Raw genomic sequence first — 26,185 nt, 5'->3', positions numbered from 1 at the left:
TCCGGCCCGCGCCGCCACAGGTCTCTGAACTGCGGAGATTTCACGAACCGGCCCCTCGGCATCCATCCGTCACGGACCACGACGTACGGCGAAGGGGGCGGGCGGCGAACTGCGAAGATGAGCACATGTCTGTCGTGCCCGTCGAACCTCGTCCGCTGAACGACTCCGAGCGAGCCGTGCTGGACCACCTCCTGACAGTCGACTTCGTCGGCGCCTCGGCGCTGCGCAGCCAACTGGACCGGACCGAGGTCGTGGCCACCTGGGGAGCCCGGTCCGTGAGCGTCGACCTGCGGGTGCGGGGGCTGGAGCCGCATCCCGCACCGGCGTTCACGCTCGTGCCGGTCGGCGCTTTCGTTCACGACCGCTCCGGCGAATACATCGGCGAACTGCTGGTGTGGGTCGAGGGCGGCACGACTTTGTCAGCACTGGAGTACGCCTGGGTCACCGATGAGATGCCGACCTCCCTGCCGTCCGTGGACCAGATCCGGCTCACGGCCGATTGACCTCGTCGACGCCGGTCAACGAGCGCGTGCGGCAGGGCCCAGTGCGTTGGGGTAGTGCGTCGGGGCAGGTGAATAACGAGGCTGCCGGGCGGAACAGTCGAGATTTCAGACATCTCACTCGACCGCTGGTGGCCAGGACCGTCACGGCAAGAATTACAGACCGTCATCAGGCCCGGAATCCAGGAGGCCGAAGTGTTTCTCCGGGGGCGTCAAGCACTGGCGGAGCAGTAAGGTGCAGGACTACGGTTGTGTCAGACGCCAAAAGCAGATCGATTGCTACGGGTCCGCAGCCTCCGACCCGGTTTCGTCAACGGATCTTGCAGGTGCACGTTTGACGCAGGGCGCCTTCGTCAATTGCGCCGTGCGCGCTTCCTGTGGAATTGCCGCCCGTTTCAGTCGGGAGGCATCGCCGATCCGATAGGTACCACCGGGAGGTACCAATGGTTTTCTTCAATTCTGCGGACTCCACCGGGAGCGGCGAGTTCTGGCAGAACTCCGGATCACCTTCGGTCGACCCCAAGGACGTCCTGACCGGCGCCACCGAACTGGCCGGTGGCGTAGCCCTGCTCCTTCAGGACCCGGGCGATGGTCGGGTCCTGCGGCTGCATGCCCAGCTCCGCCCCCGGCAGCCCCACCTTCGACAGGCCGGTGCGGAACGGGCTCTGGCCGGTGATGAACGCCGAACGCCCCGCCGTACAGGACTGCTCCGCGTAGTAGTCGGTGAACCGCATACCCTCGGCGGCGATCCGGTCGATGTTCGGCGTGCGGTAGCCCATCAGGCCGTCGCTGTAGCAGCTCAGGTTCGTGATCCCGATGTCGTCGCCCCAGAGCACCACAATGTCGGCTTGCCCGCCATCGTCCGCGTCTCTCTCCTCGGCCCCGCCGGTCCTGCCTCGCTCCCACGCTGGGAGTCGGCCGGGGCGCCCGCCATGCGCAGTGCTGCAAACCGGTGAACCCCCGCACCGCCGGCCGGCCGGCCGGCCGACCAGCCGGACGGACGGACGGACGGACGGTGCAGGCCGGTCCCGTTCGGGTGGAGTGGTCTATTGGAGGATGTTGATCGCCCGAGCGATCACCAGGGCCGCCACCACGAGCGAGACGGCACTTTGAGTGATCATCAGCAGCTTGGCCCACGACTTGACCGGCGACGTGTCGGCCGGACCGAACGAACTGGAGGTCCAGAAGGCCAGCGCCAGGTAGTCCACGAAGACCGGCACCCACGCGGGGGAGGTGCCCTGCCGGAGCTGCATCTCGGGGAAGACGAACGCGGGGTCCGCGAAGGGGTGGTGCGCCCGCGTGGCGGCGCCGCCCCGGTCCAGATCCCAGTACCACAGCGCGAACGCGATCACGTTGGTCACCCAGACGACCCCGCCCGTCGCCAGCAGGCCCGTCGCGTTGTTGGCGTAGAGCTTGCTGTCGGTCAGGATGTCCGCCACCAGGGACGCGGCAGCGAAGAGGTTCGCCAGCGTGATGAACGCGATCACCAGGTCGGTCACCACCCGTAGCCACCGTGTCTGCCGATCGATCCGGCCGGGGTCGGCTCCGATCAGGACAGCCATCAGCACCACCATGACCACCGGCAGCACCCACGACGGGCTCTCGCGATAGCTGCGCGGGAGCGCGACATGGAGCAGCGCGGCGACCAGGACGGCCGACGCCACCGGCCACCAGTGCTCGCCGCGCGGCTCTGCCGGCTCCATCGACCGACCCGCGGGGGACGGTTCGCCGGGATCATCGAGGCGGGAGCTCATGGCTCATTGTGTTGCCGTCCGGCTCCCGAGAGCCGCACGGCAGGTCGATGGTCACCCCCGGGGAGCAACCGTGCGCACGGCGCGCCGTGCGGATCCAGGAGTCAGCCCCCGCTGATCCCCCGTCTCCCAAGGGGCGGGTCGCCGTGCGCCCCGCATCGACGTCGTCACCCTCGACCTGGCGGACGTCCGCAACCGCGTGCTCCGTCGCGGCGAGATGACCGACACCGCCGCCGTCATGCGGCGGCCCCCTGGGGGTGGTGACGGCCCGGTTCTGTCCGGGGCAACGGATGCGGAGGCTTCACGGGTTCAGAATCCCGGGCAGGAATATTCGTGAAAGGAAAGTTCCCAGGTCAAAGGGGTGCGATGAAGCCGAAGTTGTGAAGCGTGCATGGCATTGCAGGGGCTTATTCCCGGGCGGGGAAGCTGCCAATGCAAGGAATTTGCTCATCGCTTACTTGATTCGCGCAAGTCCCTTCCGTTCGCCGATCGAATCTGACAGCATCGTCCGCTATCCGGCGACCGAAGGCCGATGATCACCGCGCCGGTGTGACCGTGTGGTGTCCCTGCTGTTCGCGGCCGCGATCGCGGCCGCCCCGCTGCTGTCGGCGTTCCTCGTCGGACGCCGCCGTCGAGACGTGGCCGGCCGGCTGCGCCACGTGGAGGAGAAGTGACCACCCAGGCCGGCACCCCCGTGCCCACCCCCGACACCGCCCGCCAGAACGCCCACCAGCCTGCCCGCCAGCCCGCCCACCGCCCCGCGCGCTGGGTCCGCACCAGGCTTCGCGCGAACCCGATGGCCGCGCTGCTCATGGCCGCCCTCGCGTTCGTCACCGTCTTCCTGGCGGCGGCCTTCCCCCGCGTCACGGACCGGGGCGCGGACACGGCGCTCCAGGACTTCGTCAGCCAGAAGGGCCTCAACCAGACCAGTCTGCAGACCACCTCCAAGACTCAGGACGACGACAACGGCGCCGAACTCGACCGGGTGCAGCGGCAGCTCACCGAGATGGTCGGCCGGCAGCTGACGCTGGCCCAGCCGGGCCAGGCCCACGGTGCCCGCGCCCTGGCCGACCGCGGCATGGGCAATCCGGAGTACGTCCGGATCGCGGAAAAGCGGACCGACCCGGTCCTCGGCCTGCTTTACGTGCCCGACCTGGCCGCACGGGCCACCCTCACCGACGGCACCTGGCCGACCCCCGGCACCGTCGGCGGTCCGCTGCCGATCGTGATCAGCAAGCAGGCCGCCGAGACCATCCACATCAAGCTCGGTGACGTCATCGACAACGGCGTCGAGGGCTCCGGCACCAAGCGGACCACCGTGGTGGTCGGCCTCTACCAGGTCAACGACCCCCAGGACCCGTTCTGGGACGACCTCGGCTGCCCGGCCCGCGCCTGCCTGAGGACCGACCCCAGACAAGAGCACTGGATGACCAACGGGTTCGTCGACGGCGGCAGCCTGCCCGCTCTGACCCGCTGGGGTTCGAACGCCGAGAACTTCTGGCGGCTGCCCGTCGACCCGGCCTCGCTGCACGCCGACCGGCTCGACCACACCCGCAGCGTCATCAGCTCCTTCCTGACCGGGCGCGACGCCACCGCCCTGGCCGACGCGACCAGGCGCGCCGACCTGCACACCGCCTCGGGCCTGCCCGACGTGCTCACCCGGGCGGACGAGCGCTACCGGGCCTCGCTGCCGCTCAGCGCGATCGGCCCGGCCGGCGTCGCGGGCGTCGCCACCGTGGTGCTGTTCCTCGCCGCCGCCCTCACCACCGACCGGCGCACCGCCGAGATCCGGCTGCTCCAGGCCCGCGGCGGCTCCCGCACCGGGGTGCTGGGGCGGCTGATCGCCGAGGGCGCCGTCACCGTCCTGCCCGCCGCCGCGCTCGGCACGGCCCTCGCCCTGGTGCTGCTGCCCACCGTCCGGTGGGACCGCTCGGTGCTGGCGGCCCTGGTTGCGACCCTGACCGCGCTGCTGGCCTTCCCGACCCGGGCGGCCCTGCTGTGGTCCCGTCGGCGGCCGTACGGCGGCCGACGCCGACTGGTCGGCGAACTCACCGTCCTGGCCGTCACCGTCGCGGCCGTGGCGGAGGTCCGGCGCCGTGGCGTCGGCCACCCCGGGGCCGGGGTGGACCCGCTGCTGGTCGCCGCGCCGCTGCTGCTCGCCGTCACCGGCGGGCTGCTGCTGGCCCGGATCGAGCCGGTGCTGGTCGGCCGGCTGGCCGCCCTCGTCGGCCGCGGCCGCGGCCTGATCGGCTTCCTCGGCCTGGCCCGGGCGGCGCGCGACACCTCGGGCCGGCGCCGGCCCTCCGTGCTGCCGCTGCTGGCCCTGCTGATCGCCGTCACCACGACCGGATTCGGTGCCACCGTGCTCGACACCGTCGACCACGTCCGGGCCCGCGCCGCGCGCATCGCGACCGGCGGCGACGTCTCCGTCGTCATCCCGGACTACGCCACCCTGACCGAGTCGTTCACCAAGGCCGCCGCCGCCCTGCCGGGCGTCCGGGCCTCGACCGGGGCCTGGGTCGAACCCAGGGCCCGCTTCTTCGGCGCCGACCAGGACTACACCGAGGCCTACCTGGTGGTGGTCGAGCCGACGGCCTACGCCGAGATCGCCCGTACCCTCGGGGCCGGCGAGTTCGACCCGGCGAAGCTGGCTGGCACGCCTGGCACGCCTGGCGCGTCCGGCACGTCCGGCACGTCCGGCCGCCGGGAGACCCCGGTGCCCGCGCTGTTCAGCCGCGACCTGGCCAAGCGCCTGGCCGCCGGCCCGGCCGAGGTGCGCACGCCCAACGGCAACAGCCTGCGCACCACCGTCGCCGGGATCGTCGACGCCACCCCCGCGCTGCCGGACCCGGGCAAGCCGTTCGTCGTCGTCCCGGCCGGCCCCACCTGGGAACGACTGCCGGACACCAAGCGGGTGAACAAGTGGTTCGCCGTCGGCGACGTCGACCCCGAGCGGGTCAGGACGGCCCTGCGGGACAACAGCGGGGACCGGCCGGTCGGTATGGCCAAGCTGATCGCCGACAGCGCCACGGCCACCGGCAAGGACACCCACGGCCTGCCCGCCGGATACACGGTGCACAGCAGCCAGGAGACCGCCGTCGCGCTCGGCGACGACCCGCTGCAGCACGCCGCCGGGCGGCTGTTCTGGTACGCGGCCGCCGCCGGAGCCGGATTCGCCCTGCTCGCCGTCCTGCTGACGCTGCTGCGGGCCGCGCCCGACCGCACCGCCGTCCTTGCCCGGCTGCGGACCATGGGCCTGCGACCCCGGCAGGGGCTGGCGCTGATCATCGCCGAGGCGCTGCCACAGACCCTGGCGGCGGCGGTCGGTGGCGGCCTGGTCGCGGTGGCGGCGGTCGGCCTGCTCGGGCCCGCCTTCGACATCTCCACGCTGGTCGGCGCCAAGGTCGGGGAGGCCGTCACCCCCACGCTGATGCCGGTGCTGCTGCCCACGCTGGGCCTGGCGCTGCTGGTCTGCCTCGGGGTGGTGGCGGAGACGCTGGTCGCCGGCCGGCGCCAGATCGCCACCGAACTGCGCGCGGGGGAGCCGCAATGACGCGGGAACCGGACGGACGGGCCGTGACCGTGCGGACCACCCGAGCCGGCCGACCGCCGACCGCCGGCCGACAACCGGGACCAGCCGAACCAGCCAGGCCGTCGAGATCGTCGTGACCGTCGTGAACGAGCGCGAGTACGTGATGCCGGACCGCACCGGGCGGGTGCAGCTGCCGGTTCCGATCCTGGAGGCGCTGGGCATGGAGCACCGGGTGGCGGTCGACCTCGCGGCCGACCACATCGAGGTCCGCCCGGACGACATCGCGGAGAGCTGACACGCCCTCAGCTGCCGCCGCCTGCCCGCCGGACGAGGGCGCTGCCCCCGGCGCCTCCCGGAGGCCGGGCGGCGCGCGACGCCCTCCTCGCCGCCGCACTCCTCATCCTCAACGGCATCGATCCCGACACCGCCTGGGACTTGATCGAACGGGCTCGCGGGCTCGCCGTCCCGGACACAGCCGAACAGCGAGAGTGGACGATGAAACTGCTCAATACGCGTGAGGTCGATACATCAGATTCCGCCGATTCCACCGAATGATCCGGTTGACGGTGCCCTCGACGGGACCGGAGTCCCCGTGGGCGGTCAGTCCGGCGTGGACCGGGGGTGGACGGCCGACCGCATCGCTGGGCCGCCCGCTCCCTGGGCCGTCAGGTGGGCGGGCTATTCCTCGAACCAGACGATCAGCCGGACGTTCTGTTCGCCGTGCACCTCGGCGAGGGTGCGCATGACGGTCCACACCGGCCGCCAGGGGCCGTCGGCGGGGACAGCGTCGCGGCGGCGGGCGCGTTCTGCGCGGAAGACCGTGGCGCCGGTGTCCCATTCAGTACCCTCAGCCCACAGTTCACCTATGCGGTCGGAATCGACGGTCAGGGTGTTCACGCCGCTTGATCTTGCGAACGCCCGACTCCAGTCCTCCAGGCGTGTCAGTTCCAGCGCGCCGTCCGGAAGCCGCCGGTACCGGGTGATTCTGGTTGCCCGGGGGATCGCCGGCTCGTCCCAATCGATGCCGAGGATCTCGTTCCAGCTCAACCAGGTGGCGCCGAACGCGGTCTCCCCCCATGACGCGTGCTCGGCTCGGGCGTTCTCCGACACGTCGACCGGCAAGCCGCGGTCGGCAGCGACCGGCTGCCAGTGGCCACTGATGTCCCGGACGCCGAAGAGGCAGGCGAAGGCGCTGTAGTCCCGGGTCATACCGAGCATGGACAGCTCGATGGCCGAGTACCACGCCGTCTCTTGGATGCCGAGGCCAGGACCCCAGGTGCGGCACTCCACGAATCCTTGAATAGTCGTTCCCACGGCCCGATTGTGCCGCGCCCCTCGCGGCTCCCGGGCCCCCGCACCCCTTGATTGCGTCTTGCGACGATCGGGACCGAGGTGAGCGCGCGGGCCCCACTATTGTGATCATGAAGGCCGGGGCGGGTGTGCGCGTTGTGAGGTTTGTGTCGGGGGTCGGGGCCGCGGTTCTGCTGGTGGGGACTTTGGCAGGCTGCGGAGACGGTTCGCCGCCGCCCGAGGCCGCTCCGGCGGTGGCCGGCAGTTCCGCCGGTACGGCGCCGGGCTCGTTGCGGCTGACCGCTCCGGAGTCCCTTCCCGGCGGCTACCGGGCCGAAGGCCCCGCCACGGTCCGCGCCGACCACTCGGCAGGCCCGCAGCCGGCCGGCTACGAAAGCTTCGACGGCAGCCTGGTGGCCACGTACACCGCTGACTCCGGTGGGATCCTGACCATCGGAGGGGCCTGGGGCACCATCACCGATCCCGACGCGGTGGCGACATCCGCGATTGCCGCGATGCGGTCCCCGAAAGGCCACCTGGACGGTGCCGCTGCCCGACGTCGACGCCCGCGACCCGCACGACCCGCAGGGCCGACTCAAGTGCGGAGTCTCGACCGAGGCATTGCTCGTCATTTCCATCTGCCTCTGGACCGACCACTACACCGCCGGCTCGGTGAGCTTCCCCGTTGGGATCGAAGGGACTCCGGCCACCCTCCACCAGGCTGCCGCCGCCGACCGCACCCGCCGCATCCGCGAGGCGATGACGGTCCCCAAGTAGCCGCCGCACCATCCACGCACCTCGTCACCTTGAGCCGGCACCCGCCGACACCCGCCGGGCTTTCGCCGGTTTTTGTCGCAGAGCGGGGCGGCCCCGCAGCGCGGCCGGCTGCGCTAGCCTCGATGCATCGCCCAGGCGCTTGGAGGCCGTGATGCGGATGGTGTTCGACCCCGACGAGGCCGAAGCGCTGCGCGCCACGGCCCGTGACGCGGCGCTGGAGGACCCGACCCTGGCGTACGTCCTGCTCGACCTGGCCGACCGCGGCATCGATCTGAACGGTTGCCGCACCTGGGACGACATCAAAGCCGAACGCGGCCTCGTCAACGACACCCAGGCCACCGGGGAGCAGCGCGTTGCCTGACCGTCCGACCCGCCGCGCCACCGTCCTCTTCCACGAGGTTGCCGAGCGACAGATCGCCGACATGGACGACGCCGCCCTCGCCCGCCTGGACCCCCACCTGGACAGCATCGCACTGGCCCCGAAGACCGCCGGCGTCCAGATGCGCGCCGACAGCCCGGTGCGCGAGTACGCCAAGGACGGGGTGCGCGTCGCGTACGTCCCTACGGTCCTGGGCACGATCGTCCTCGTCGCCTATGTCGAGGTCCGCTGACTCCGCTCGGGCGGAGGCGCGAAAACCGGTTGTCCCCGCGGGCGGTGGTCCGGCAGAGTGGGCACATCGCGCCACACAGGCCCAGGAAGGAGCGCGACCGTGAACACCGTCACCCGTGTCCAGTCGTATCAGCGCTCCTCAAGTCCCCAGATGAGCAGCGGGACGTCCTCGTAGTGCGCTGACCGGCTTCCTGCCGGGCCGCCCCGGGGACTGTTCCCCGCCCGGGCGGCCCTTTCCCGTGTGCCGCCCACCGTGCCGGATGGTGCAACTGGCAGCACGCCTGACTCTGGATCAGGCGATCGGGGTTCGAATCCTCGTCCGGCAGCGCAGCACATGGAGAGTTGGCCGAGTGGTAAGGCAGCGGCTTGCTAAGCCGTCGTCGGGGTCACACCCGCGCGCGTTCGATCCGCGCACTCTCCGCGCGACGCGGCAGTGTCATGGAGGAGCCAGCCGACAGGCGGCGCCGGCCTCGGTCTTGAAAACCGTTGGGGTGCGCGAGCACCCGTGTGGGTTCGACCCCCACCTCCTCCGCCACGGGATGGCCCCGGGGCCTGTAACACCCGCGCTTCGGGTGCGACGAGCCACGATGGATTCCGTATCGACGAAACGGGGCCTTCGCTGAAATCGGTGACAGGCGGGGCGAGCGCTCGACGACTGTGACCGCTACTGCGAGCAACGCGGTGACGTTCCTCGCGGCCGCGGCCATCGGGGTCCCCGCTGGTCACAGGCTCGCTCGACTCGCCAGCCGAGGTGCTCGGTCACAGCGCGTTCGCGCGTCCGGCCCGTGTCCGGGGAGTTTCGGTATCGATCGACCGATTTGTGATCACGGTTCGGCGACCTTCTGCCCACCAGGGCTTTTATCAGCGCTCCTGACGTTCGAGCAGCGATAGGTTGCGGAGGCACACATTCTTGATCATCACGGGGGATTCACCATTTCCACTCAGTCTGCCGAGCTGCCCCACGGCGCCGCGCCCACCGAGCCCACCGAGCCCACCGCGCCCACCTCCGACGCCGCGGACCCGGGCCTGTCCGGCTACGGCGACGGGCAACTCAGCTGCCAGTCCTGCGGCTCCGTCCCGGCCGTGGATGCGACCTTCCGCGGGCACCTGGGCCTCGTCGTGATCTTGAAGTACCTGAAGCGCCGGGGACCGTTCTGCCGTAGCTGCGGCATCGCCACGCACCGCGAGATGACCTCCGACAGCCTCTGGCAGGGCTGGTGGGGCATCCCCTCGATGATCGTCAACCCCATCGTCATGCTGATCAACATCCCGCAGCGCCTGAAGGTCAACAAGCTGCCGGAGCCGTTGCCCGGCGCGCCCCGGGCACCGATGAACCCCGGCAAGCCGGTGTACCTGCGGCCCACGATCCTCGGTGTGCTCATCCCGGTGATCCTGGTCTCGCTGATCGTCTTCATCGAGAAGGGCGACCCCGAGTTCGCCAAGGCCGGTGACTGCATCCACAACAACAACCCGATCGTCCTGTCGGGTGTCGTCGACAGCAACCCCGACGTCGTCGTGGTCCCCTGCTCCGACCCGAGGGCCGAGGCCCGGGTCGTGGGCCGTGTGGAGGACACCAACGACGGTGAGCACGTGTGCCGGAAGTCCTTCCCCGACGCCGACGGCTACTTCACCTACGAGCGGCGCAGTGACAAGTACACCCTCTGCCTGAAGAGCCTGGAGAGCGTGCAGCAGAAGCCGGCCACGATCTTCGCCCCGTAGGGGCGTTTCAAGGGCGTCGGCGCAGCTGCAGCTGGACCAGGCCGTTGCTCGTCGCAGGCCGGCCTCGAATGGGGTCACCGCCGAACTCGGCAACGCCGTCCTGCTCACCCGCGGCGGCGACGGGCACACGGCCAACGCCCGGAGCACCTGCATCCGTGCCGCCGTCGACGCCTTCCTGACGCAGGGCACGCTCCCGGCGCCGGGCACGGGCTGCCCCAGCGACTGACGGGCCGCCGTACCGGCCGGGAACGACGCCCGCCGTACCGGCCGGGAACGACGCCTGCTGTACCGGCCGGAAACGGCGCCTGTCCCGGCGGGGAACCCCGACGGAAACGCACGGCCGCCCGCCCGGGTCGCAGCTTCGGGGCGTCTCAGTCACCCGTACAGGTAAAGTTCCTTCGCTTACTATCTGTTGCGGCGTCATTTCGTGCTGTCATAGCTCTGCCAGATTCCCCGGCACTCATCGTACTTGCGCGGGAAGGCGGAACAATGGGCAGATCCACGTTCGCGACCACGGCGACGGCCGTCGCACTGACGGCTTCGGCGTTGCTCGCTGCCGCCGAAGGCCAGGCCAATGCCCAGGCCGGGCAGGACACCATCTCTCAGCGTCCCGGTACCTCAGGGCGACGGGGCCGGGACGCCGCAGTCGATCCCTGACAAGGCCGACCCGTGCGAGGGCATCCCGGCGTTCACCGTCAACGACCCCCTGGCCCTGAACGAGATCACCCCCGGCTTCGTCGCGGGGACGGCCCTGCCGATCGCCTCCGAAGCGATCAAGCTGGGTTACCTGGTCTCCGCGCTGAACGCCCCGGTCAACGGGCGCAACGCCACCGTCATGCTCGCTCCCACCCAGGGCGGCGGCTGGCACCTGGCCGCCGTGCGCGACGGCGACAGCGACGCCACGTACGCGGGCAAGGCCACGGTGGGGACCCTGGTGTTCACCGAGCCGCAGATCCGCGGCTGGTACCAGCTCAAGCTCACCACGGTCGAGCCGCTCAACGACCAGGCACGGCAGGGACTGAACGGCCGGGCCTCGCTCTCGCTGTCCGACTACCAGAAGCTGGTCAAGGCCCGTTACGCCGACAAGCTGCCCGGCTCCGGGTACGACACCAGCGGCATGTCCAGCGGCATGTCCAGCGGCTACGGCATCGCGGAGAGGACGGAGAGGACGGAGAACGCCTCGTCCTCGACGCCCTCGACGGCGGTGCTCGTCGGCGGTTCGAGCGCGGCCCTCGCGCTCGCGGGCGGCGCCTTCGCCGTCCGCCGGCGGCGGCGCACCACCGACTGAACCACCGAACCCTTTCCTCCGCCCCGGTTTCCTCCGCCCCGGCTCCCGGCTCCAGGCCGGGAGCCGGGGCGACATCGTGCGGGCATGCGCCGTGACCTTCCGCAGGGAAGGTCGAGCGTTCCTCAGTTGAAGCGTTCCTCAGCGCGGACCGGTGGCCGGGGTGTCCTGTCCCAGGCCCCGGCGGATCGCGATCTCCACGGGTGAGTACGCGCCGTCGGCCCGCTCCAGTTCGTACGGCGCGGCCGGCATCAGCGGCGGCTGGGCCATGAAGCGCGGCCGCACCCCGTGGTGCGGTTGCGCCGCGTGCACCAGGAACGGATGGCACAGGAAGACGTCGCCCGGGGACCCGGTGGCGAGCGCGAGCGGACGGTGGTCGGACGCCGCCACCAGGTCGGGCGCAATGGCGAGCCCGCTGGCGCCGTCCTCCCCGTACTTCTCCAGCACCTTCGGCACGTCGAGGTGGGAGCCGACCCGGATCCGGGTCGGGGCGTCCTCCTCGCCGACCTCGCTGAACAGGAACAGCATCAGCAGCGCCCGCTCCCGGGAGCGCAGATTCGTGAAGTACCAGCTCTCGCCTTCCGGCAGGTAGCTCCCCTCGATGTGCCAGCCCGCGTCGTCCGGCTCCTCCTCGTGCGGGAAGCGCAGCGGGAACGTGCCCAGCGAGTAGCGCGGCTCCCAGCGTCCCGCGCCGACGAGCAGGTCGTACGCGCGGTGCAGGGAGGGGGAGTTGGGCGCGGCGGCGAACGGCCCCTGCGCCATGCCGGCCACCCGGTGCACGGGTTGCGTCCACGTCGTCGGATCGTCCGGGTCGCAGCCGGTCTCCCGCCACAGCAGCCGCGCGCAGTCCGCGGCCACGCGCGGCGCGACGGCACCCTCCAGCTTCACGAAGCCGTCGCGCAGGAAGCGGGATACCAAGGTCGTGTCATCCATGCCCTCAGCGTGCAGCGGCACCGGTCCCGATCGCCCGACATTTTCCGCACCGCCTTCGTCGGGTGTGCTCCGGGCCGGCCCTACCTGCCCGCTCCTCCCACCTGTCGCCGCCTCCATCACCGTCCTCCACCACCGTCTTCCATCACCGTCACCTTGAAACGCCGAAGCCGGGCAGGGCCACTCCGCACGCCTGGCGGAATCTTGGTGATCTCAGGCGTTTACGCCACTCGTGGGGCGGGCCCCGGGGATCAGAGGATGGAGCCATCGCCGACCGGGGAATCCCGGCGCCGGACCACCGGCCCACCGGCCCACCGGCCCACCGGCCCACCGGCCCCACCGGACCCCGTCCCGACCAGCCAGAACGAGAGGTACCCCGATGTCTGCCACCGCTCCCGCCGAGATCGCCAGTGCCGTCCTGAGCGTGCCCGCCGCCGCCCCGGCCGAGGCCGCCGCCCACTTCGCCGCCCGTCTCGCCTTTGAGGCGGACGTCTCCGATGTCCACGCCGATCTGGCATCCGGCGCACCCGGCGTCGTTGTGGTCGACACCCGCAGCAAGGCCGCCTGGGACCAGGGCCGCATCCCCGGTGCCCTCCACATCCCCACCGCGCGGATCGCCGACCTGGCACCGCAGCTGATCGACCCGGCCTGCACCGTGGTCACCTACTGCTGGGGCCCCGGCTGCAACGGCGCGACCCGCGCGGCGCTGACCTTCGCCCGCCTCGGCTACCAGGTCAAGGAAATGCTCGGCGGCTTCGAGTACTGGGTTCGCGAGGGCTTCGCCTTCGACACCGCCGCCGGCACCGAGCAGCGTCCCATCGACGACCTGACCGCCCCGCGCTCGGGCATCTCCTGCGCATGCTGACGGACACCGCACGGCCGGGCGGCGTGATCCGTCCGGCCACCGCGGCCGACCTGCCGGCGATAGCCCGCCTGTGCGCGGCCCACGCCGCCTTCGAACACGCCGAACCCGTGCCCGCCGACCTCGCCGCCCGCCTGGAACCCGTGCTGTTCTCGGCACACCCGAGAGCCTGGTGCCTCGTCGTCGACCACGGAGGCGAACTGATCGGCTACGCCACCTGCTCCCGGGAGTTCTCCACCTGGCAGGCGGCCGACTACGTCTACCTGGACTGCCTGTTCGTCACCGAACCGCACCGGGGAGAGGGCTGGGGGCACGCCCTGCTCAACGCCGTGAAGGACGCGGCGGCGGCCCGCGGCGCCGCACACATGGAGTGGCAGACGCCCGACTGGAACACCGACGCCATCCGCTTCTACCACCGCGCGGGGGCCCACGCCCGGCCCAAGGTCAGGTTCTCACTCCCCACCTCGCTCCCCGCCCGCCCGGCGGAAGACCCGACCCGAGCGCCTGCGGGCGGTGACGACGCTCGGCCGTAGCCGTCCGGACGGCCGGTCGGTCGGTCGGTCGGTCGTTGAGCGTGCGACACCACGCCGGGTGCGGCACTATCGGCCGTACACGGCGGCCAGGGCGCGGCCGCGTTCGCTCAGTCGGTAGTAGACCCGGTGCTGTTCCCGGGACTTCAGGACGAAGCCGGCCCGGCGAACAGCTCGCTCAGCACCGTCAGCCGCCGCTCCTGCAGGGTCTCCCGAAGCCGCGCGCTCAACTCCCGGGCCTGCGGCTGCACGGGGCACTGGTGGGCCGACGGACCCGGGCATCACATGCAGGCGTGCGTCGAACGCTGGTACAACGGCACCCGCCAGACCCACGACTGCGGTCCGATCAACTGAGTCCGTCCCGCTCTCCTTGGAGTGAACGAAGTGGGGGCACCGGGTTCTCCCGGTGCCCTCTGTTCATCCGCTCGTCGGCTCCTCTGCGAGGCGCTCTCTCGCGGCGCGTGCGGTCACGGCAGCAGCAGGCCCCAGAAGAGCGCCCACGGTACGAACACCACGCCTGCCACCAGCAGCCCGCCGAGCCGGACCCGCGCGCCGGCCGATGCCGAACGCCGGCCGCGCCACGCCTGCACCGCCGTCACGCCGGTGGCCACCACCGTGCCGACGGCCAGCAGTTGCAGGACGGACCAGACCACCGGGCGCCCGCCGAGCTGCGGCCCGGTGGCGAGCGTCGTCGTCACGAAGAGGAAGTAGCCGAGGAATCCGAGCGTGGCCGCCAGGCCGGTACCGGCCAGCCATCGCGCGGCCCTGCCGCCCGGTGCCACGGGACGCCGGCGCAGCCGCCGTACCAGGCCCGACAGCAGGTAGCCGGCGGAGGCGAGGGCCATCAGCAGGAAGGCGGCGGCCTGCGCCACCGAGCCCTGATAGGCCGGGACCGCGGCCAGGGCCTGGCTCTGGCGGTCCTGCCGGGGCAGCGGGTCGTTCACCCGGTGGCCCTGGCCGGCCACCCAGTCGGCCACGGTGTCGACGTAGCCCGGCGTCAGCTGCTCGCCCCGTGCGAACCCGTCCGCGGAGACGTGCAGTTTGTGGTCCGCCTGCGGGAAGAAGCGCAGCGTCAGATCGTCGTTGCCGCCCCGGTGCAGTGCGTCGGTGAGGACGGCGGCGCTCTCGGCCGGCGGAACCTGCTTGTCGTTGCCCCACAGGGCGAGCACCGGCTGGTGCAGGTGCTCCAGCACCGGTACCGGGTCGTAGTCCGCCTCGGGGAACAGCCCGGCGTCGCTCAGCAACCGGGTGCCCGTCACCGACACGGTCTCCAGCAGCGAGCCCGAAGCGCCCTCATGCCGCAGCTTGTTGTCGAGGTGCCACGCCTGCTGCCGGGCCGGGGCCAGCCCGGACGCGCCGACCACGACCACGTACGAGACCTGCTCGGAGCGGCTGGCGGCCAGCGGGGCCACCCAGCCGCCCTCGCTGAACCCCCACAGCCCGATCCGGTGCGGGTCCACGTCCGTCCGCTCCGCCAGGGTGCGGACCCCGGCGAGGGCGTCATCGGCCAGTTGGGAGTACGACCGCTGGGTCATCGAGTAGCCGGTGGTCCGCTTGTCGTAGCTGAGCACCACGAACCCGGCCCGCGCCATCGCCTCGGCCTCGGCCCGGTACCCCGCCCGCTTCTCCGGTCCCGCGCCGTGCACCAGGACGATGCCCGGCCTGGGGCCCGGCGCACCGGCGGCCTCGGTGATCGTGCCGTGCAACGTGACGTCCCCGCTGCGGAAGTCCACATCCTGCACGGCCTGCTGTGCGGCCTGCTGTGCGGCCGGGGCCGCCGTCGCCGTCGCCGTCGACGCTCCCGCGACCAGTGCCACCGCCGCGGCCACCAGCGGCACCATCGATCGAACCCGCATTGCCATTCCCCCCGCGATCTGCGCACCCGACCGGTCGGCTGGCTGCTGATAGAGATCGTGCCAGCCAGGGGAGTCGCCGCAGATCCGGCGAACTCCCCACCTCGAGGTGGGGAAAGCCCCACCTCCTCCGTGCGCGAAGCCCCAGCCGGCCCCCCACACACACCCGAGGCACCCGAACCGCGGCGTCCCCCGAGTCCCGTCCCCACCGACGCGTACGGCCTGCCCGAGCCGTGCCCGGTCGCCGCGGCTCGGTTCTGCCGCGGACAACGCGGGCCCTGCCGCTACCGGCTCTGAGCCGCTACCAGGTGACGAACCCGTTGGTGCCGCTGAGGCCCGGGCCGAGTTTGGGCAGGTGGCCTTCGGCCGACATGTCCAGCCGCCAGTCGCCGTCCGCCCAGCGGAGGTTGGCGGTCGTCGAGTTGTGGCTTCCGGGCCGGGCACCCGGAAGGTCGACGATCAGCATGACCATGGCCCGCTCCGGCGTGTAGGTCATGACGGAGAAGGCGACCACCTTCACCGAGCCGATGCCCTCGGCGTGGAGCGGGTCCTGGAGCCGGTGGTCGGCGTATTCCTTGGCGGCGCTCGGCGGGTAGATCTGGGCCCGGGCGGCCTGCTCCCAGTCGTCGTGGCCGGTGTCGATCGCCGCGAGCACCGCGGCGGCCCTGGAGGCCCCTTCGGGGGTGTGCGCGAAGCAATGCCAGAAGCCGCCATCGTAGAGGAGCGGGCCCGTGGTGCGGGAGGTGGGGACCAGCAGCGAGCCCAGCGGCTTGAACTCCGTCCCCGGCGGGGTGGCGGTCGGCTTGCTCTGGTCGTGGTCGTCGGTCCGGCAGCCCGGGCCCCGATCGCCGACCGGTGCCGGCTCCGGTGCCGGTGGCGTGGTGGTGGCCGGGGCGGGTGCACTGGTCGCCGCGGTCGAACCCGGAGTGCTCGCAGCACTCGTGGCCGCACTCGTGGGCGCGGTGGCGGTGACGGTGGGGCCGGTCGATGCGGACGTGGATGCGGACGTCGACGTGGGCGTGGACGTGGGCGTGCAGGCGGCGCTCAGGCCGAGCGCGGCGACGGCCGCCAGGGCGGCCCCCCGAGATCTGATGGACATGATGGTGGCGAATCCCCCGGTGATGTCGATTCTGGCGACATGGATCATGCCAGCCCCGGCGGCTCGGTACCGCCATCGATGTCCAAGCGGGCGGCTCTGTTGCAGTCGGTCACGGGACCTTCGCCGGCGCCCTGAGCGCAGTAGGTCAGGTCCGCCCACATCGCCCGGCCCCGCCGGCGTCCTGGCCCCCGCAGTAGCCGGTCCCGCGTCGGCCGTGCTCCTCGCTTTCCCCTCGCTCGGTTTTTCGTCAGGGAGACGGCACCGCCGGCAGTCGCACGGCACGGCACGCGCCGCCGGGACGAGAGAACACGGGAAGGGCATACTCCGTTCGCCTGCCCTGGGACGGAAGCCTCGCACAGCGCGGCGGCGGAGGCCGGAGAGAGATCGAGGGCGGCGGAGCGGCGGAACGGGCCTGATCGGGCGGGGCGGTGGATGTACCCGAGCGGCTCCCGGACGGGGCTGACGAATCCCGTTGAGGACCCCAGGTCGGTCAGAGGGTGGGTCTGGCCCCGCCGGGAGACGCTCATGAACGTCCTCCCCGTCAGAAGGCGACGATGCCTTCGCCGCCGGCGCCGTCGGGGACGGTCTGGGAGCCGAGCGGGGTGAGGGAGCCGTCGTCGTTGACCGCGAACTCGTCGAGGATGCCGTTGACGCCGGTCTGGGCGTAGAGGTAGTGCCCGTCGGAGGAGACCGCGGCGTCGACGGTGCCGGGGTCGGTGGGCGTGTTGCCCAGGGCGGTCAGCCGGCGGCCTCGGTCGGCGGTGCGGAAGCCGGTGAGGGTCGAGCTGCCCGCGTTGGAGGTGTAGAGCAGGTCGTGGACGGCGACGATCCAGCAGGTGGCCGCCTGGTTCGTGGCCGCGAACGCCTCCTGCGTGGCGGTGCCGTCGGGGTGGATCGTGAAGGTCGCCACGGCGTTCGTGCCGGCCTCGGTGAGGAACAGGCCGTGGCGGCCGTTGGGGACGAACGCGAAGGGGACGGCGCCGGGCAGCAGGGTGGTGACAGGCGTGTCGGCGGGGGCGCCGGAGCGGTCGAGGTTGAACACCAGGAGGCTGTTGCTGTTCGCCTTGGTGGTGACGACGAGCTGGGAGCCTTCGCCGGTGAAGCCGACCTGACCCGGGGTGGTGGTGAACTGGGGCGTGGCGTTCGGGTCGAGGCCGAGGCAGCGGTTGCGTCCCGCCTCCTTGTGGAGGCGTCCATCGCGGACGGTGTAGCCCTGGATCGAGCCGCCGTCCAGGGCATTGAGCACGTAGACGACGTTGTTGTGCACGGCGACGCTCACCGGGAAGCGGCCGCCGGAGCCCACCACCTGCCGCAGCGCGAGCCGGTCGCCGTCCACCGAGAAGACGGAGACGGTATCGCTGCCGGCGTTCACGGCGTACAGCAGGGCGTGGCGCGGGTCGTAGGTGAGGGAACCCTGGGAGGCCAGGTGGTCGGCGACGGATCCGGCCAGCACGCCGCCGAGGCCGTGGGTGTCGTAGGTGCCGGCAGGGGTGAGGTGGCCGTCGTCCGCTCGCCGGTAGGCGATGACCTGGTTGCCCGCAGGGTTGTCGTTCTGGACGAAGACGGCGTGGTCCCCGCCGTGGGGATGGCCCTCGCCGCCGTACGCGGCGGACGCGGCCGGGGCACCAACGGCCGCGGTCGCGAGGGCGGTTGCGACGGCGACGGCGAGTCGAGTGATCTTCTGCACGGTGTGCTGCCTCCTTGAGGGCCGGGGCTTCGCCGAAGCCCGGGCCCTGGGTCGGGCCGGATTCGGCTGCCGCGGCCGGGCGCGCAGTGACGGGGCGACGGACGCAGGACGCGTCCTCGCTTCTGCTCGCTGGCAAGGTATGTGACGTTTGATCGGAGATGCGGGATATGGGAGGGCTCGGCGGCCCGGGTCACTCGGTGAGCCGGACGGTCTGCTGGCCGGCGACGTCGACGCGAACGGCCGACGGCTGCTCTGATGGTGCCTGGGGAACCGGTCGCACACGGGGGCGCTCATGGCTGCGCAGACCATCATCGGTCTGGTGGGAATCGTCACGCTGGCGGGCGTGGTCGTGGCCGTCGTCGCCGTCTGGCGGACCGGCTCACCCTTCCCACCGCTGAGAGACACCCCACCGCGCGGACCGGACTGTACGAGCTGCGGCCACAGTGATCACGACGGGAGCGGTTCTCTTGCGATCGTCGCGTACCGCCAGGCCGTTGAGGCGTCGATCGTGCCCGGCGACGTGGCGGTGCACATTTCCGAGCTGCCGACTCGGCACGGTCGCGGCGAGGAGGCGAGTGAGGTGATGCGGGCGCCGACCGATGCTGCCGGTGGCGCGTTCATTTCAGGACGCGCTGGACGAGCAGGGCGTGTTCGGGGTGCTGGAGAGCTGCGTAGGAGAACAGGGACCGGATCGCGGTCGGTCGGACGTTGCGGGTTCCGGTGCTGTCGCCGCGCTCGTTCTCCCGGTGGGGGCCTGCGGTCGAGAGCCGGGGATTCCTTCGCTCCTTCCGAATCCCGGCAGGTCGGTCACAGGACTTGCGGTCCTGCGGGCCGGACGGGTTGCGGGCGTTCCGGCATGGGCCGTTTTCGGGCGCGCACCGGCGGCAGCACCTGGGCGGCTTCGGTCTGCCGGGTGTCGAGGATGTCCGCCTGGTGCTGGGCCCGGGTCTCCAGCCGTCGCAGGCGGGCGTCGAGCAGGTCGTCGGTGGTCGCCGCCCGCAGCGCCCGCCAGAGTGCGAGCTTGCCCTGGACCCCCGAGCGCATGGCCTCCAGTTCCAGGAGGTCACTGAGCGGGGATCGGTGGACCAGGCGCCCGTTGAGCTTCAGCCGGCCGGCCTTTTCGGCGGCGGCGCCCATCAGCATCCGGCGCCACCGGGGTCGTGCGCCGAGGGCCCGCATCAGGTGGACGAGCTCGTCGCGGTCCTCGGTGATCTCCTGGGCGAGGGCGCGGAGTTCGGGTGCGGCGGGCTCTGCCTGGTGCTCGCGGGCGATCCGGTGCGCGAGTGCCGCACCGGCGTAGGAGCCGGCCAGGTGGTCGTTGAGGTAGAGCGCGAGGAGGCGCTCGCCGTCCGGGTCCGTCATGTCGTCACTCCTTCGAAGTGTGCGCCGCTCCGGCGGCCGGGGTGGTCGGTCGTGGCAGGACCTTCGTCCCCGGTGCCCGTCCGCCGGCCCTTGGTGAACACCCTTTCCGCTGTGGTCGGCTCGCGATTGTTGTCGGCTCCCGGTTCTCGCGACTGCCCAACGGGACGGGACGGAAACGACGCGGCACAGTCGCCCGGGTCAGTGACGGTCGGAAACGGCCGCGTGGAGCCCGGCCGCCCCGGGTACACGCGGGATTCCGACGGCGGCGCAACGGAGGTTACCGATGCAACCTGTGGTCGAGCGAGGGGGCGCCCATCTGGGCCGCAGGACCTCTTTCCCGCCCTGCGGACCGAGGGCGTCACCTCCCGGGGTGACGCCTGCGGACGGGCTCGCGTTGCGGCCCGGTCCGAGGACCTCGACCCTGAAACTGACGAAAGGACGACGCAATGGGCACCTCCCGCAGCGGAAAGAACGACGACACTCGGCCCGACGAGGAGACGCGGGAACGGTCCGCGGAGGAACGGAGCATCGTGGCTCCCACCCCGCGGGACGTACGGGCAAAGGCCGAGGGCGATGCGGAGGAAGACGAGGGCCCGGAGCCGCCGGCCGCCGACAGCCTGGCGCCATGAGTGGCAGCCCTGTCCGTGCGGTCTTCGGGGCTGAGCCCGTGAAGCCGGTCACCACCGCCGGGCCGCCCCGCCCGTATGCGACCGGCTATCTCCTGTGGCTACGCGATTCCACCGGCGTCCTCAGGTCCTCGCTGGTCGCGGCCACGAGCCGACTGGGCCCTGCCGGGCATCTCGTCTACACCGACTGTGACGGTCGTCTGCAGGTCGAGATCACCGCAGAGGGGCGCCACCGAGTGCTGACTCGCCCCGCCCGGATCCAGGTGGTGGAAACCGCACCCCTGCCATGACGGTACGGCTTCGTGCCGCCGGGCCGGTCGGCTCCGGGGGCACCCGTCGGCGAACAGAACGAACCCCCCGGTCCTCCCGTGCCGTCCGCGTCGGCGAACCGGCTGCCCCTCGGACGGGGAGACACCCCTCTCGTAGCGCGGGGGCGGCGGGCTTGTCGCCGAGGCCGCTCGGGTCCTGCGGCATGCGAGTGGTCCACTCCGGGTGCCTGTCTGGGGGCTCGCTCGGCGGGTACCTGTGCGACCGACCTTCAGTCCCAGCGACACCGGGAGGACCCTGCAAGGACGCGATCGTGCTGTTGAGGGAAGACCACAAGAGCGTGGAGAAGTTGTTCAAGGCCTTCGAGAAGGCCGGCGATGAGGCGTTCGCGGAGAAGCGCCGGATCGCCGACCAGGTGATCGAGGAACTGACGGTTCACGCCGTCATCGAGGAGGACGAACAGGACTGGTTCCCCGACGTCCGCAAGGCCATGGGCCGCAACCGCCTCCAGGAGCTGGGCGACCGGCTCGAAGAGGCGAAGAGGACCGCCACCCGCGACCCCCTGAAGGTGCCCAGCGCCACCGAGTGAACGGCCCGGGCCACCGACGCCGCCGCCGGGCACGAACCGCGCCGACGCGGGCCTCGTGCCCGAGAGCCGGTTTGACGGCCGGTGCTTCCGGCCACACGTCGGAAAGGAGCGTGCGACCGCACCAGAGATGCAAGGAACCGGTATGCCCGACTGTTGTCAACCGACAAGGCCCCGGGACGGCGATATGACGGGCGGGTCCAGGACCGGGCTCGGGGTGTTCGACAACGGCCCCCGGGTACCGTGACATGCGCCGCAGGGGTTCGTTCACGTCGGCCCACCGCAGCTGGTGGCAGGTCCTCCGGGTGACGGCGGCAGACGTGTGGGAGCGGGGCCGCACCATCGAACTGCTGCAGCGGTCGATGGCCTTCGCGGCGCTGTTCTTCGTGACCCTCGTGCCGCTGTTGATCGTCATCGCCGCCGCCTTCCCGTCGCGGGGCAGTGGCATCACCGAGTGGATCACCGACGGCCTGGGTCTGACCGGCCGGGGCGCCGTCGCCGTGCACGGCCTCTTCGCCTCCCGGGGACAGGTGCTCAGCACCACCACGGGCTTCGGCCTGGCCGCGCTCGCGGTCTTCGGGATCTCCCTGATGGCCGCCGTGCAGGGCGTCTACGAGCGCACCTGGGGGCTGGACCGCGGTCCCTGGCACTCGGTCTGGCGCCAGACGCTCGGCCTGGCCGGACTGATCGGATACATCCTGCTGGCCGCCTCCAGCGGTTCGCCCTGGCGGCACGCGAGCGTCCAACCCGCCTTCCGCATCGCTGTCACGACCCTCGGCGGCGTCCTGTTGTTCTGGTGGCTCCAGCACCTGCTGCTCGCCGGTCGCGTCCCGTACCGGGACCTGCTGCCGGGGGCGGTCGCAGCCATCGTGGCGCTGGCCGGCCTGAGGCTGTTCTCCCGGCTGGTCTTCGCACCGCTGCTGGTGTCCAACGCGACTTCCTACGGGACGGTCGGCACGGTGCTGGTCGTCCAGTCCTGGCTGATCGGCGTGGGCTACACCGTCTACGGCGGCGCACTCGCCGGGCGTGCGCTGGTGCGGGCCTACCGGGAGCCCGACTGACGAGGGAGGTCCGGTTCCCCCGTATCCCGATCCGAGCGCCGGCTCCGGCGTCGAACGCGCCGAGCCCGTGCCCGTGCCGGTCTCCGTGCCGGTGCCGGTGCCGGGCCCTGCACCGGGCCCTGCACCGGCACCGACGGGGTCACGCCGTGGGCTGCCGCCGGTCGATCACCGTGCGGAGCTTGCCGCTGGTGGCAGTCCGCTCGAAGGCCCCGCTGTCGGCCGTCTCGACCGTGAAGTCGAGCAGGTCCTCGGTCACGGCGGAGGCGAGTTCGGGGATGGCGGCGGGGAAGGCAGCCGTTGCGGCCGCGGCGTCGGGGGCGTACCTCCGGTCGAGGCGGACGGTGACCCGCTCCCGGCCGGCGCCGGCGTCCAGGACCAGCTGCAGCTCGCCGCGGTAGCCGAGGCTCTCCTCAGCCACCGCGATGAAGCGCCGGACGTTGAAGAAGTACGTGCCGACCCGGACGACGTCCCCGTACCGGCCGAGGAGCTCGATCCGCGGGGTGTGGCTGCCGCACGGGCAGACGCCCTCGACCGAGCGGCCGAGGTCACCGATCTGGTAGCGCTCCAGGCGCTGTCCGGCGCGGGTGCGGCTGGTGAAGACCAGGCGGCCCGGTTGCCCGGCGGGGGCCGGGCGGTCGGCCTGCGGATCCAGGACCTCCAGGGTGTGCAGGTCGGTCAGGACGTGGTGGACCGAGCCCTCGGCGTGGGTGCACTGGTAGCCGAGCGGCCCCAGGTCGGTGCTGCCGTACGCCGCCGAGCGGATCACTTCGACGCCGAACTCCTCGGTGAGCACCCGGCGTTGTTCCGTCGTGAAGTGCTCGCCGCCGTAGAACACCTTGCGGATCCCGCCGTACGCGCGCAGTGCCGCGCCCTCGGAGTGGAACAGCTGCCAGAGGTAGGACGGCATGCCGAACACCGCGTTCGCGCCGTACGTCACCAGCGCCTGGGCGGTGGCGGCGTGGTCGGAGCCGGCGGCGATGGGCAGTTGGGTGGCGTTGAGGCGCTCCAGGATCGAGAAGAAGCTGATGAAGCTCCCGTACATGCCGCCGCAGTAGAAGAGGTTGGCCGCGCGGTCCCGGGCCGGGTCGAACCCGGCGGCGAGCAGGCCGTCGGCGGCGGCCCGCATCTGGGTGTCGTAGTCGGCGTTGGTGAACACCGACAGGGCCGGGGCACCGGTGCTGCCGCCGCTGCGGAAGTACAGGTGGGCGTGGACGGGCGCGAGGGTGCGCAACTGCTCCTGCACGCCGGCCTTGTCCAGCAGCGGGCCGTTCGGAGCGGCCGGGAGGACGGCGGGGGCCGCCAGGTCGTCCAGGCACGCGGTGGTGGCGAAGGCCTCGTCCGCCCGGACGCTGACGCGCCGGCTGTAGCGCTGGAGCGCGTAGACGCCGTCGTGGGGCTCGCCGTGGTAGCCGTCGAGCATCCCGCCGACCGGGGTGACCCGCAACACGCCCGCGGCGAGTACGGCCTGCGACAGCCGGGCGACGTCGGCGCGGCTGCCGCCGATCGCGGCGGTCTGCAGGTAGCGGCGCATCGGGCGCAGCACGGTCATCACGGAGGTCCGGGGCAGCGGCTTGACCCAGACACTGCGGTTGAGCGGCGAGGCCGCCAGGGCGCGGCGGGTGTCGGCGAGGACGCGCCAGGACCCGTCCTCGGCGGCGACGACCCGGGTGAGGCCGAGGTGCTCCTCCAACCGGGCGATGAGTTCGGTGGTGGTGATCTCGGCGTGCTCCGCCGGATCGAGGTCGGGCCGGGGCAACTCGGCGGAGGCGTCGGCGAGGTGGGCCGCGAAGCGCTCGGCGAAGGCGAAGACCTCACCGTCGTCCTCGGTGTCGAGGTAGATCACCTGGGGGCTGGAGCAGGCCTGCTGCTCGAAGCGGCAGACGTCGGCGGCGAGCGCGTCCAGCGTCACCCCGTCCGACCAGGCGTCACGGGTCAGGTAGGCGAAGGAGATCCGGTGGCCCCACTCGATCAGCCGGCAGCCGGCCGGAGCCAGCTCGGCGACCGAGCGGACGGCGTCCTCGCCGCCCCAGACCGCCACCGCGTCGGCGGGCGCGCACAGCAGGCGCAGCCACTCGGTGCGGGCGGAGGAGAAGCGCAGCACCACGATGCGGCGGGCCAGGGCGCCGGTCGGGTCGGCGGCGGCCAGCTCGGCGAGCAGGTGCTGGGCGAGCGGGGTGTCGCCGCTGCTGGTCTTCAGCACGTTGAGGTTCCCGGTGAGCAGGCCCTCGATGACGGTCAGCGGTGCGACGGCGGCGGCGTTGCCCGGGGCTATGTGGACCAGCAGCCCGACCGGTGCCCAGGCCTCGAAGGTGGTCTCCCGGGCGTCGGGTCGGGTGAGGCGCTCGGGGTGCAGCCCGCCGAGTTCGCGCCGGAGCTTGCGCTCCAGGGCCGGGCGGGTGATCGCGACGGCGATCTCGGAGAGGGTCGCCGACGCCTCCTCCGGGTCGGTGCCGCCGTCGGTCAGCACGCCGAGCAGGCGGGTGCGGACGGGGCCGTCCGGCGTGGCGAGGGCGGCGGCGAGGCGCTGGCAGGCGCTCAGCACCAGCTCGGTGGGCAGGGGTTCGGCGAGGGTTTGGGCGGCGAGCTCGGGCAGTTCGGCGAGCCGGCGGCCGGCCTCCTCGTCGTCGACGAACGATCCCTGCCAGAAGTGCGCTCCGGCCGTTACGAGTTCGGGGTTCACGACAGTCCCTTCAGGAGTTCGGCGGCGGCCGCCGCGCAGTTGCGGTTGCGGCTGACCCCGGCACGCCCGTGGATGGTGAACCACGGCGTGGGAAGCGGGCAGGGGCACTCCTGCGCCGGGTGCAGCGAGGCGAGGTCGCCCATGACGACGCTCTGCGCCGGCACCGAGGTGATGTACGGCGAGACCAGGTGGAGGAAGCCGCGTTCGCCGAACGGCAGCGGCTGCAGGGTGCGGGTGTCGCGCACCGCGGCCCGCGACCAGACCGGGACGTGCAGGCGGTGGTGCTCGCACTCGATGTACGGCACGCAGTGCTCGACCGAGCCGAAGGTGTCCCGGATCCGCTCCGGGAGGATGCCCAGCTGCTCGGTGACCGCGGCGTAGAACTCGTCCTTGCCGATCTGCCGGTCGGTGTGCCCCTTCCAGCCGCCGCCGAGCAGGACCAGCGAGCCGGCCGGCAGCCGCAGCGGCGGCAGGCCGAGGGACCGCATCCGCTCCAGGGTGAAGTGCAGGAACGCGGGGAAGCCGAGGATCCGTACCGGCAGGCCGTCCTCGGCGTAGCGCTGCAGCGCCGCGATGCAGCCGTGGACGTCGAACTCGTGGCCGCCGCCGGTGTGCCGCAGTGCGTGCGTGGTGTGGTTGGCCGGGGCGAAGTCGCAGAGGTAGTTGTCGGTGAACGAGGTGCCGAGCTTGAGCTGCGGAGCGGGCTCGTAGCTGTAGAGCAGGTAGTTGACCGGCTGGTCGGGGGTGATCCAGCCGTAGTGGTCGAAGATCCGCGCGACCATGCGCTGCGCCGACCGGATCGTCCAGCCGTCGAAGAACATCTGCGACTTCTGGCCGGTGGTGCCGGAGGACGTGAGGTGGAGGAAGACCTCGTCCCGCGGGATGGAGAGCACCTCGTGCCGCTTGAAGAAGTTGGCGTGTACCAGGGGAGTGCGGACGTCCGCGCCGACGGTCGGTGCGGCGACCTCCGCCGGGCCGTCCAACAGGGAGCGGTAGAACGGCGAGCGCTGCGCGTGCCAGGTGTGGCTCTCCGCCATCGCGGCGGCGAACAGCCGGTCGGTCTCCGGCCCGGCCGCGTACGGGGAGGCCAGGTCGCACAGCTGCTGGACGTGCGGGAGCGCGGCGGGGTCGGGGACCTCGACCGGCGCGAGATGGATGTTCACGGGGCAACCTCGGGA

The 26,185-nt window shown here is 71.9% G+C and carries 24 protein-coding genes and 3 tRNA genes; 17 read left to right on the top strand and 10 right to left on the bottom strand.

Annotation, left to right across the window (positions count from 1 at the left end; all coding sequences use genetic code 11):
• Positions 1–176: 176 nt before the first annotated feature.
• Positions 177–503: a hypothetical protein gene (locus ACZ52R_RS34355; protein ID WP_465623985.1), complete on the top strand. Its 327-nt coding sequence runs from the start codon at positions 177–179 to the stop codon at positions 501–503.
• 500 nt (positions 504–1,003) lie between these two features.
• Here the strand turns inward: ACZ52R_RS34355 and ACZ52R_RS34350 are convergent, their stop codons facing one another.
• On the bottom strand, positions 1,004–1,339 hold the full coding sequence (locus tag ACZ52R_RS34350) for a sulfatase-like hydrolase/transferase (RefSeq protein WP_465664619.1): 336 nt from the start codon (positions 1,337–1,339) through the stop codon (positions 1,004–1,006).
• Positions 1,340–1,546: 207 nt separating this feature from the next.
• A complete protein-coding gene (locus ACZ52R_RS34345) occupies positions 1,547–2,203 on the bottom strand; it encodes a hypothetical protein (protein WP_465664618.1) in 657 nt (218 codons plus the stop codon).
• Between the two features lie 718 nt (positions 2,204–2,921).
• Between ACZ52R_RS34345 and ACZ52R_RS34340 the strand changes: the two genes are divergently transcribed.
• Together ACZ52R_RS34340 and ACZ52R_RS34335 are read left to right on the top strand one after the other, a co-directional pair.
• A complete protein-coding gene (locus tag ACZ52R_RS34340; protein WP_465754770.1) occupies positions 2,922–5,804 on the top strand; it encodes a hypothetical protein in 2,883 nt (960 codons plus the stop codon).
• Positions 5,805–5,916: 112 nt separating this feature from the next.
• A complete protein-coding gene (locus ACZ52R_RS34335; RefSeq protein WP_465664616.1) occupies positions 5,917–6,078 on the top strand; it encodes a hypothetical protein in 162 nt (53 codons plus the stop codon).
• A gap of 383 nt (positions 6,079–6,461) precedes the next feature.
• Here ACZ52R_RS34335 and ACZ52R_RS34330 read toward each other — a convergent pair whose 3' ends face one another.
• The gene (locus tag ACZ52R_RS34330) at positions 6,462–7,073 is read right to left on the bottom strand and encodes a hypothetical protein (RefSeq protein WP_465623973.1); all 612 of its coding nucleotides are present in this window, start codon (positions 7,071–7,073) and stop codon (positions 6,462–6,464) included.
• Positions 7,074–7,616: 543 nt separating this feature from the next.
• Between ACZ52R_RS34330 and ACZ52R_RS34325 the strand changes: the two genes are divergently transcribed.
• The 9 genes from ACZ52R_RS34325 to ACZ52R_RS34285 all read left to right on the top strand — a co-directional run bounded on the left by ACZ52R_RS34325 (position 7,617) and on the right by ACZ52R_RS34285 (position 11,467).
• Positions 7,617–7,850, top strand: coding sequence for a hypothetical protein (locus ACZ52R_RS34325; RefSeq protein WP_465754769.1), 234 nt, complete (start codon positions 7,617–7,619; stop codon positions 7,848–7,850).
• A gap of 151 nt (positions 7,851–8,001) precedes the next feature.
• Entirely contained in the window at positions 8,002–8,211 is a 210-nt protein-coding gene (locus tag ACZ52R_RS34320; RefSeq protein ID WP_465623970.1) for a hypothetical protein, read from the top strand.
• Positions 8,204–8,461, top strand: coding sequence for a hypothetical protein (locus tag ACZ52R_RS34315; protein ID WP_465623968.1), 258 nt, complete (start codon positions 8,204–8,206; stop codon positions 8,459–8,461). The genes ACZ52R_RS34320 and ACZ52R_RS34315 overlap by 8 nt, the downstream gene beginning before the upstream one ends.
• 253 nt (positions 8,462–8,714) lie before the next feature.
• Positions 8,715–8,786, top strand: a tRNA-Gln gene (locus ACZ52R_RS34310).
• A 10-nt stretch (positions 8,787–8,796) separates the two neighbouring features.
• Positions 8,797–8,881: transfer RNA gene (locus tag ACZ52R_RS34305), tRNA-Ser, on the top strand.
• Positions 8,882–8,900: 19 nt separating this feature from the next.
• Positions 8,901–8,995 (top strand) — tRNA-Ser (locus tag ACZ52R_RS34300).
• Positions 8,996–9,648: 653 nt separating this feature from the next.
• Positions 9,649–10,179: an LppU/SCO3897 family protein gene (locus ACZ52R_RS34295; RefSeq protein WP_465754768.1), complete on the top strand. Its 531-nt coding sequence runs from the start codon at positions 9,649–9,651 to the stop codon at positions 10,177–10,179.
• Between the two features lie 25 nt (positions 10,180–10,204).
• Entirely contained in the window at positions 10,205–10,405 is a 201-nt protein-coding gene (locus ACZ52R_RS34290; protein WP_465624005.1) for an alpha/beta hydrolase, read from the top strand.
• A gap of 348 nt (positions 10,406–10,753) precedes the next feature.
• The gene (locus tag ACZ52R_RS34285; protein ID WP_465754767.1) at positions 10,754–11,467 is read left to right on the top strand and encodes a hypothetical protein; all 714 of its coding nucleotides are present in this window, start codon (positions 10,754–10,756) and stop codon (positions 11,465–11,467) included.
• A gap of 138 nt (positions 11,468–11,605) precedes the next feature.
• Here the strand turns inward: ACZ52R_RS34285 and ACZ52R_RS34280 are convergent, their stop codons facing one another.
• Positions 11,606–12,397: a phytanoyl-CoA dioxygenase family protein gene (locus tag ACZ52R_RS34280; RefSeq protein ID WP_465754766.1), complete on the bottom strand. Its 792-nt coding sequence runs from the start codon at positions 12,395–12,397 to the stop codon at positions 11,606–11,608.
• A 376-nt stretch (positions 12,398–12,773) separates the two neighbouring features.
• On the opposite strand from ACZ52R_RS34280, the gene ACZ52R_RS34275 reads away from it, so the two are divergent.
• The gene (locus ACZ52R_RS34275; RefSeq protein WP_465623960.1) at positions 12,774–13,259 is read left to right on the top strand and encodes a rhodanese-like domain-containing protein; all 486 of its coding nucleotides are present in this window, start codon (positions 12,774–12,776) and stop codon (positions 13,257–13,259) included.
• Positions 13,253–13,789, top strand: coding sequence for a GNAT family N-acetyltransferase (locus ACZ52R_RS34270; RefSeq protein WP_465754765.1), 537 nt, complete (start codon positions 13,253–13,255; stop codon positions 13,787–13,789). Before ACZ52R_RS34275 ends, ACZ52R_RS34270 begins: the two co-directional genes overlap by 7 nt.
• A gap of 464 nt (positions 13,790–14,253) precedes the next feature.
• On the opposite strand, the gene ACZ52R_RS34265 is transcribed toward ACZ52R_RS34270, so the two are convergent.
• The 4 genes from ACZ52R_RS34265 to ACZ52R_RS34250 form a co-directional block, all read right to left on the bottom strand.
• Entirely contained in the window at positions 14,254–15,642 is a 1,389-nt protein-coding gene (locus tag ACZ52R_RS34265) for an alpha/beta hydrolase family protein (protein ID WP_465754764.1), read from the bottom strand.
• A gap of 298 nt (positions 15,643–15,940) precedes the next feature.
• Positions 15,941–16,738: a DUF8175 domain-containg protein gene (locus ACZ52R_RS34260; protein WP_465623954.1), complete on the bottom strand. Its 798-nt coding sequence runs from the start codon at positions 16,736–16,738 to the stop codon at positions 15,941–15,943.
• A 541-nt stretch (positions 16,739–17,279) separates the two neighbouring features.
• Positions 17,280–18,425: a lactonase family protein gene (locus ACZ52R_RS34255; RefSeq protein WP_465623953.1), complete on the bottom strand. Its 1,146-nt coding sequence runs from the start codon at positions 18,423–18,425 to the stop codon at positions 17,280–17,282.
• A gap of 807 nt (positions 18,426–19,232) precedes the next feature.
• Complete coding sequence (locus tag ACZ52R_RS34250; protein WP_465623952.1) at positions 19,233–19,787, bottom strand: hypothetical protein; 555 nt, start codon at positions 19,785–19,787, stop codon at positions 19,233–19,235.
• Positions 19,788–20,070: 283 nt separating this feature from the next.
• On the opposite strand from ACZ52R_RS34250, the gene ACZ52R_RS34245 reads away from it, so the two are divergent.
• The 3 genes from ACZ52R_RS34245 to ACZ52R_RS34235 all read left to right on the top strand — a co-directional run bounded on the left by ACZ52R_RS34245 (position 20,071) and on the right by ACZ52R_RS34235 (position 22,327).
• The gene (locus ACZ52R_RS34245; RefSeq protein ID WP_465754763.1) at positions 20,071–20,703 is read left to right on the top strand and encodes a DUF6296 family protein; all 633 of its coding nucleotides are present in this window, start codon (positions 20,071–20,073) and stop codon (positions 20,701–20,703) included.
• Between the two features lie 290 nt (positions 20,704–20,993).
• On the top strand, positions 20,994–21,269 hold the full coding sequence (locus tag ACZ52R_RS34240) for a hemerythrin HHE cation-binding protein (RefSeq protein ID WP_465754762.1): 276 nt from the start codon (positions 20,994–20,996) through the stop codon (positions 21,267–21,269).
• 302 nt (positions 21,270–21,571) lie between these two features.
• Complete coding sequence (locus tag ACZ52R_RS34235) at positions 21,572–22,327, top strand: ribonuclease BN (protein ID WP_465623946.1); 756 nt, start codon at positions 21,572–21,574, stop codon at positions 22,325–22,327.
• Positions 22,328–22,466: 139 nt separating this feature from the next.
• Here ACZ52R_RS34235 and ACZ52R_RS34230 read toward each other — a convergent pair whose 3' ends face one another.
• Positions 22,467–25,007: an acyl-CoA reductase gene (locus ACZ52R_RS34230; protein ID WP_465754761.1), complete on the bottom strand. Its 2,541-nt coding sequence runs from the start codon at positions 25,005–25,007 to the stop codon at positions 22,467–22,469.
• Positions 25,004–26,170: a LuxE/PaaK family acyltransferase gene (locus tag ACZ52R_RS34225; RefSeq protein ID WP_465623943.1), complete on the bottom strand. Its 1,167-nt coding sequence runs from the start codon at positions 26,168–26,170 to the stop codon at positions 25,004–25,006. The genes ACZ52R_RS34230 and ACZ52R_RS34225 overlap by 4 nt, the downstream gene beginning before the upstream one ends.
• Between the last annotated feature and the right edge of the window lie 15 nt (positions 26,171–26,185).

It is taken from the genome of Kitasatospora sp. NPDC034023 (assembly GCF_055575795.1).
Note: the sequence above shows the minus strand (reverse complement) of the source record. Positions and strands in the feature narration are given on the sequence as shown.

Bases quoted from the DNA above. Each gene is read 5' to 3' on its own strand.
- ACZ52R_RS34345 (WP_465664618.1), bottom strand. From the start codon at position 2,203: ATGGAGCCGGCAGAGCCGCGCGGCGAGCACTGGTGGCCGGTGGCGTCG.
- ACZ52R_RS34320 (WP_465623970.1), top strand. From the start codon at position 8,002: ATGCGGATGGTGTTCGACCCCGACGAGGCCGAAGCGCTGCGCGCCACG.
- ACZ52R_RS34295 (WP_465754768.1), top strand. From the start codon at position 9,649: ATGACCTCCGACAGCCTCTGGCAGGGCTGGTGGGGCATCCCCTCGATG.
- ACZ52R_RS34285 (WP_465754767.1), top strand. From the start codon at position 10,754: ATGCCCAGGCCGGGCAGGACACCATCTCTCAGCGTCCCGGTACCTCAG.
- ACZ52R_RS34280 (WP_465754766.1), bottom strand. From the start codon at position 12,397: ATGGATGACACGACCTTGGTATCCCGCTTCCTGCGCGACGGCTTCGTG.
- ACZ52R_RS34275 (WP_465623960.1), top strand. From the start codon at position 12,774: ATGTCTGCCACCGCTCCCGCCGAGATCGCCAGTGCCGTCCTGAGCGTG.
- ACZ52R_RS34270 (WP_465754765.1), top strand. From the start codon at position 13,253: ATGCTGACGGACACCGCACGGCCGGGCGGCGTGATCCGTCCGGCCACC.
- ACZ52R_RS34265 (WP_465754764.1), bottom strand. From the start codon at position 15,642: ATGCGGGTTCGATCGATGGTGCCGCTGGTGGCCGCGGCGGTGGCACTG.
- ACZ52R_RS34260 (WP_465623954.1), bottom strand. From the start codon at position 16,738: ATGTCCATCAGATCTCGGGGGGCCGCCCTGGCGGCCGTCGCCGCGCTC.
- ACZ52R_RS34250 (WP_465623952.1), bottom strand. From the start codon at position 19,787: ATGACGGACCCGGACGGCGAGCGCCTCCTCGCGCTCTACCTCAACGAC.
- ACZ52R_RS34245 (WP_465754763.1), top strand. From the start codon at position 20,071: ATGCAACCTGTGGTCGAGCGAGGGGGCGCCCATCTGGGCCGCAGGACC.